This is a genomic window from Amycolatopsis sp. H20-H5 (assembly GCF_035828755.1).
Lineage (GTDB): Bacteria > Actinomycetota > Actinomycetes > Mycobacteriales > Pseudonocardiaceae > Amycolatopsis.
Genome location: NZ_JAYMZS010000215.1, coordinates 1 through 6,341, shown reverse-complemented (window position 1 = coordinate 6,341; position 6,341 = coordinate 1). Strand labels below are relative to the sequence as shown.

Annotated in this window: 5 protein-coding genes; all 5 read left to right on the top strand. The window is 69.3% G+C overall.

Features of this window, described 5'->3' with window-relative positions:
• On the top strand, nucleotides 1-1,851 hold a 1,851-nt coding region (locus tag QMK34_RS46305), incomplete at its 5' end, for a tetratricopeptide repeat protein (RefSeq protein WP_326421345.1).
• Between the two features lie 14 nt (nucleotides 1,852-1,865).
• On the top strand, nucleotides 1,866-3,296 hold the full coding sequence (locus QMK34_RS46300) for a VWA domain-containing protein (RefSeq protein ID WP_326421344.1): 1,431 nt from the start codon (nucleotides 1,866-1,868) through the stop codon (nucleotides 3,294-3,296).
• Nucleotides 3,293-4,390 carry a hypothetical protein gene (locus QMK34_RS46295; RefSeq protein WP_326421343.1) on the top strand — a complete coding sequence of 366 codons (1,098 nt, stop codon included), beginning with the start codon at nucleotides 3,293-3,295 and terminating at the stop codon, nucleotides 4,388-4,390. Before QMK34_RS46300 ends, QMK34_RS46295 begins: the two co-directional genes overlap by 4 nt.
• Complete coding sequence (locus QMK34_RS46290; protein ID WP_326421342.1) at nucleotides 4,387-5,664, top strand: ABC transporter substrate-binding protein; 1,278 nt, start codon at nucleotides 4,387-4,389, stop codon at nucleotides 5,662-5,664. Before QMK34_RS46295 ends, QMK34_RS46290 begins: the two co-directional genes overlap by 4 nt.
• 13 nt (nucleotides 5,665-5,677) lie before the next feature.
• Nucleotides 5,678-6,016 (top strand): CU044_2847 family protein, encoded by a 339-nt coding sequence (locus tag QMK34_RS46285; protein WP_326421340.1) that lies wholly within the window; start codon nucleotides 5,678-5,680, stop codon nucleotides 6,014-6,016.
• Nucleotides 6,017-6,341: the final 325 nt, after the last annotated feature.

Sequence of the window (6,341 nt, the reverse complement as noted above, 5' to 3'; positions counted from 1 at the left end):
TCCTTCTCCGCGAAGCTCGAGGCCGGTGACGTCGTGGACGGCCGTTACGACGTCCTCGGCTGCTTCGCGCGCGGCGGCCTCGGCTTCGTCTACCTCGCCACCGATCGCCGGTTGGGCGGGCACGTCGCGCTCAAGGGGCTCATCAACACCAACAACACCGCCGCGGTCCGGATCGCGGAAAGCGAAAGCCAGGTCCTCACCTCGCTGGAGCACCCGAACATCGTCCGCATCTTCGACGTCGTCACCCACCCGGACCGCTACGGCGAGAGCGAAGGCGCGAGCGCTGCCCGGTACATCGTGATGGATTTCGTCGACGGCCTCTCTCTGCGCGAGGTGAAAAACCGCAACCGCACGAACGACGAGTCGCCGGAGGGACGGCTGCTCGTCGAGCACGTCGTCGCCTACGGCCGGGAAATCCTCACCGCCCTCGACTACCTGCACGGCCAGCAGTTGCTGTACTGCGACATGAAGCCGGACAACGTGATCCACGGCGAGAAGCGGATCAAGCTGATCGACTTCGGCGCGATCCGCAAGCTCGGCGACCACGACAGTCCCCGTGTCGGCACCGTCGGCTACGAGGTGGGCGAGCAGGAGAAGAAGACATACGGCCTGACCGTGCGTTCCGACATCCACACCGTCGGCCGCACGTTGCGGGAACTGTTCCTGGCCAGCGACGGCCAGTGGCTGAACGCCGAATCGGGCGGCGTCGGTTTCGGGGTCGAGTCGTTCAAGCACGTGCTGGACCGCGCGGTCGCGCCGTTCGACCAGCGGTTCGCGACCGCTCAAGAGATGCTCGTCCAGCTCGACGGGGTGCTCAACGAGATCCTTTCCCTGCGCGACAGGGGTTCCCGCCCGACGATCTCGACGTTGTTCACCGAGTCCGCCGTCCTGCTGGACGCCGGGCTCGGCCAGGCCCCGCCGCTCGAGCACTGGACCACCGGCCTCGCCGCCCCGCTCGGCGCGACCCCGTCCGCCCACGACATCGCGCTCGGCCTGCCCATTCCGCGAGAGGATCCTGACGACGGCCTAGTCGACTACCTGCGCACGGTCCGCGCGCCGGACGCGGCCAGGTTGCTGAAGAAGCTCGACAGCGCGGGCGTGTCGGTCGAGGTGGAGTTCCGCAAGTGCCGCGCTTGGCTGGAGCTGGGAAAACTCGCCGAGGCGACGACGGCCCTGTCGGCTGCGGTGAAGCTGCTGGCGAAGCGCGCTCCGCACGATTGGCGCGTGTACTGGCATCGAGGTCTGCTCGCGCTCGTGAGTGACGACGTTGCGGCGGCGCACAAAGCCTTCGACGCCGTGTACCGCGACATCCCCGGCGAGGAGACGCCGAAGCTCGCCCTCGGTCTGTGCCTTGAGCTGCAGCAGAACCGGGCCGGGGCCGAGCGGCACTTCGACGCGCTGTGGGTCTGTGACAGTTCCCAGGTCAACGCTGCCTTCGGGCTCGCACGGATCCACCTGTCGCGGCAGGAGCCCGCGCGTGCGGTGGCGGTGCTGGACCAGGTTCCCGAGTTTTCGCGTTACGACGAGGCCGCGCGGATCGCCGGGGTGCGGGTGCTCGCGGGCACGGACCTCGGAGAGGCCGTGGTGCGGCTCTCCGCACTGGACGTCGAGGAGGACCTCGGGGATCGGCTGGTCACCGTGCTGCGGAAAACCGCGCTGGACGTCGTCGACGCCGGGGGCACGGCGCCCGTCACCGAGGGCGAGGTCCTGGGGAAGAACCCGACCGAGGCGCACCTGCGCAAGCTGCTCGACGAGTCCTACCGCCATCTCGCGCCACGGGCGCCGAGCGCCGAGCACCACGACGTGCTGATCGATCTCGCGAACAGCGTACGGCCGGTGACCTTGGTGTGAAAGGAGTTCCAGCGATGAGCGGCGAACCCGGGCTCGGTCTCCAGGTGTTCCAGAACAAGTTCCTCGCGGAAGGCGACCGGACGATGAACGCGATCGTCAAGGTGACCTCCGCCGGTGGCCGGGAGCGGTCGGACGGTGTCGCCGCGGAGGTGCTGCTCGTCGACTGTTCCACGTCGATGCGGTCGCCGGCGACCAAGATCGCGGAGGCGCGCCGGGCAGCCATCGCCGCCGTCGACGCCCTGCCGGACGGGGTGCTGTTCGCGATCGTCCGGGGAACCCACCAGGCAGAACTGGTGTATCCCGCCGAAAACACGCTGGTCACGGCTTCGGACCGGACACGTGCCGAAGCTGGGTCGGCGATCAGGCACCTGTCGGCGGTGGGCGGGACCGCCCTCGGGTCCTGGCTGGCGAAGGCACGCGAGCTGTTCGACACCAGCAGCGCCGAGATCCGGCACGTTGTCTTGCTGACCGACGGCCGAAACGAACACCAGACGCGCGAGGAACTCGTGAGCGAACTGAACGCGTGCGAAGGGCGTTTCGTCTGCGACGCTCGCGGGATCGGGGACGGCTGGGAGCCGGACGAACTCGCGCTGATCGTCAAGGTGCTGCGGGGCAACGTCGACTCCGCGGTCAAGGACGGGCAGCTCGCCGTCGACTTCCGGGCCCTGATCGACGCGGCGATGACCAAGCTGCTCCCCGAGGTCCGCCTGCGGGTCGGCACCATGCCGTTCAGCACGCTGCGGTTCGTGAAGGTGGTGCACCCCAACGAGTACGACCTCACCGATCGGCTGCGCCCGGCCGGGGACCACGAGCAGGAACTCCTGCTCGGTTCGTTCTCCGGCGCCGAGTCGCGGGACTACCACCTCTGTTTCGACCTCACCGCCGACGTCGAACCGAGCTACGGCCAGGACCGGCAGCTGGGCTGGGTGGAGCTGGCCCCGATGGCGGGTGCGCGGGTGCCGGAGTCGCCCTCCGGGGTGCTCGGCCGGTGGACCCACGACCAGGTACCCCCGACGCTCGTCGATCCGAAGGTCCTGCAGTACACCATCCAGGCCGAGCTCGGGGAGGCGCTGACCGCGGGCGGCGAAGCGTTCGCGGCCGGAAACGGCGAAGGCGCGCGGCGTCAGTGGGGGCTCGCCGTGAAGCTCGCGACCGCACGGAAGAACGACGACATCCTCACGCGGCTCAACCGGGTGGTCGACGTTGTCGACGCGAGCACGGGCGAGGTGCGGCTGCGCACGAAAGTGCCCCGGAGCGAGGTACTGCACCTGCTCGTCGCGCCGTACTCCCGGCTCTCGGTGACCGGCGACGGCGAGCCGCCGTCATCTGGCGGGGCGGAGGCCGACTTGCCACCGCGGACCTGTGCGGCCTGTGACACGCTGTCGCCCGGGGGTGCCCGGTTCTGCGTCGGCTGCCGCGCGGAGTTCGCCAGGTCGGTGTCGTGACGGCGACCGAGACCACCACCCGGCTGAGCCTGGTCCGGTTCCGGGCCGGGCTGCTGGTGCTCACGGGCGTCGTGCTGGCGTCCTCGCTGTGGATTTTCGTCAGCGTGTGGACCACCGCCGGCACGGTTCGCGACCGCACCGCGCAGGCGATCCTGGAGGTGGCCGCGGCCAGGTCGGCGCTGGTCGCGGCCGACCGGGCAGCGATCACCAGCTTCCGGTCGGGCGAGGCGACCCTCGCCGGGCCGGGGCAGGAGTACGCCAACGCGATAACGCAGGCGAGCCAAAGCCTCGCCAGGGTCGCCGAGTTAAACCAGGCTGGGGACGCCGGGACCAGCAGCCTGCAGGTCGTCGAGGGGCTACTGGCTGCGTACTCCGGCTCGGTCGGGCAGGCCGACGCGCATTTCCGGCAGGCGGACTCGGCGGTGCTGGGGGCCGCGGACCTCTGGTACGCGTCACGGCTCCTGCACGCTCCGGGCGGCGTTCTGGTGGAGCTGGAATCCTTGCAGGGGTTGCAGCGTCAGGCCTTGGCCGACCAGATTTCGTGGGATGGGATGGGGCCGTGGTGGATCGGCGTCTGGCTGGTGCCGCCGGTGCTTCTGCTGGCGGTGCTGGGCTGGACTCAGCACTACCTGCGCAAGCAGTTCCGCCGGGTGCTCAACGCACCGTTGCTCGGTGCGACCGCACTGGCTGTGGGGGTCGGCTTCGCGATGCTGCTCACCTTCTTCATGCATCGGCGGCTGGAAGACGTGAGCAGCCAGGTCGACGTGACGATCAGTGGCTGGGAGGCCCGGATCTCGACCGAGGACGCGCTGGGCCAGCGCGACCTCGCCGCCCTGGTCCGGCAGCGGTGCGGCCGGGACGGGGGGTGCGGCAACACGGTGGACACGTTCACCGCGGGGCTCCGCCAGGATGTGACGCCGGCGCCGGACCAGAAAACACTGACCGCCGAGGTGAAGGCCGTCAACGACGCGGCGACCGGGGCCGCGGAGTCCGGCGGCCTGGAGTTCCTGATTCCGGCCGCCGGGCTCGCCGTCGGCCTGCTGATCCTGTTCGGCCTGCACGCGCGGATCGACGAATACAGATATCAGGCATGAAGACCTTCGCGCGGTTCCTCGCGGTGGCGCTGCTCGCCGGCTCGCTCGTGAGCGGTTGTTCAGCTACGGGTGGGTCGGGGAAGGTCAGCGTGCTCGCGTCGTGGACGGGCGACGAGGAAACGGCGTTCCGAGCCGTGCTGACCGCCTTCACCGAGGAATCCGGGATCGTCGTCGACTACCAGGGCACCCGGGCGCTCGACCAGGTGCTCGCCTCCGACGTCCAGCGGGGGACGGCCCCGGACGTGGCGGTGTTGCCGAACCCGGGCTCGCTCGCGACCTACGTCCGCTCGGGCGACCTGTACCCGCTCGACCTCGGTGCGGAAGCGGACTCGTACGGGCAGCAGTGGCTGAATCTGCAGAAGGTCGGTACCGACCGGCAGTACGCCGTCGCGGTGAAGGCCGACCTCAAGAGCGCGATCTGGTACAACACAGCGCGGCTACGCGGCCCCAAACCGACCACCTGGGCGGAGCTGGTGGCACTCGGCACGAGCCTCGACACGCCATGGTGTCTCGGCATGGGCGCGCCCCCGACCTCCGGCTGGCCGGGTACGGACTGGATCGAGGACATCCTGCTGCACTCGGCGGGTACCGAGGTCTACCGGCGGTTCTCAGCCGGGACCCTGCCCTGGACTTCGCCGCAGGTCAGAACAGCGTGGACGGACTGGGGCACCCTGGTGACCGGCCCGAAGTCCGTGCGCGGCGGCGCGGCGGCCGCCCTGCTCACCGACTTCGGCGACTCCGCGAAGCCGATGTTCGCCAATCCGCCCGGGTGTGCGCTGGAACACCAGGCGTCGTTCATGATGAGCCGCTACCAGGCGATCCAGCGGCCGGACGGAAGCTCGCCCCGCGCGGGCGCGGATTTCGACTTCTTCCGGTTTCCCGGCCGGTCGGTGTCGGAGGTCTCGGCGGACTTGGCCGGGATGTTCCACGACACCCCGCAGGCCCGTGCGTTGACGAAGTTCCTGGCCTCGCCGAAGGCCCAGGCCATCTGGCCAGCCAACCGGAGCGGGAGCGCGTTCTCGGCCAACCGCGCCGTGGACACCGGCATCTACGGCGACCCGGTGAGCAAACGGGTGGCGACAAGCCTGGTTTCCGACGCCCAGCTGTGTTTCGACGCCTCGGACCTGATGCCCGCGACGATGACCGGGGCATTCTATCGGGCGGTGCTGGAGTTCCTCAGCGCACCGTCCAAGCTGGACACGCTACTGGAACAGCTCGAGAAGATCCGGCAGGGCATCCCGGCCGCCGGCTGGTTGAACATCCCTTGTGGATAGTGAGGAGCAGTGCGTGGACGACCTGACGAAATTCGCGCTCGAGGATGGCGGCTCGGTGATCATCGAGGTTGAGGCGCCGGCAGGAATGACGCGGGTATCGCGGCGGGACGACCTCGTCGACGACACGAAGGCGTCGTTCGAGCGAGCACTGACGAACGTGCGGGACGCGGCGTCGGCCGCACTCGGCCAGTTTCAGTCGATGACCCGCAAACCCGACGAGGTCGAGATCAAGTTCGGGGTGAAGCTCACTGCCGAAGCAGGCGCGGTGATCGCGAAAACCGGGCTGGAGGGTCAGTTCGAGGTGAAGCTCAAGTGGAAGCGCGACCCTGCCGCGCCGGCCGACCCGGCCTGAGCGGCCTCTGCCACACCCTTGACTGCCGGCCCAAATCCTGCACGCGGCTGTGAGCTGGGAAGTATCCCAAGACGGAGTGCCCGACCGCGACCGCCGGGCCCGATCCGCTTGAGGAACGCGTTCGCGTGACTCGCGGCGGGTGAACCACTGCCGACGGACGGGTGTGGTGGCCGACTTCCCCGCCACGGCCAAGGTCTCAGCTTGTTGTTTAACCTGTTTGGGTCGTTGCGGCGGTGACCTTGGTGTCGGTTTTGGTGGTCTTTCCGACGTGGCATACGACGGCGCGGTGCTTGTTTCGTGAGCCTGGTGGGCGGCCTGGACCTGG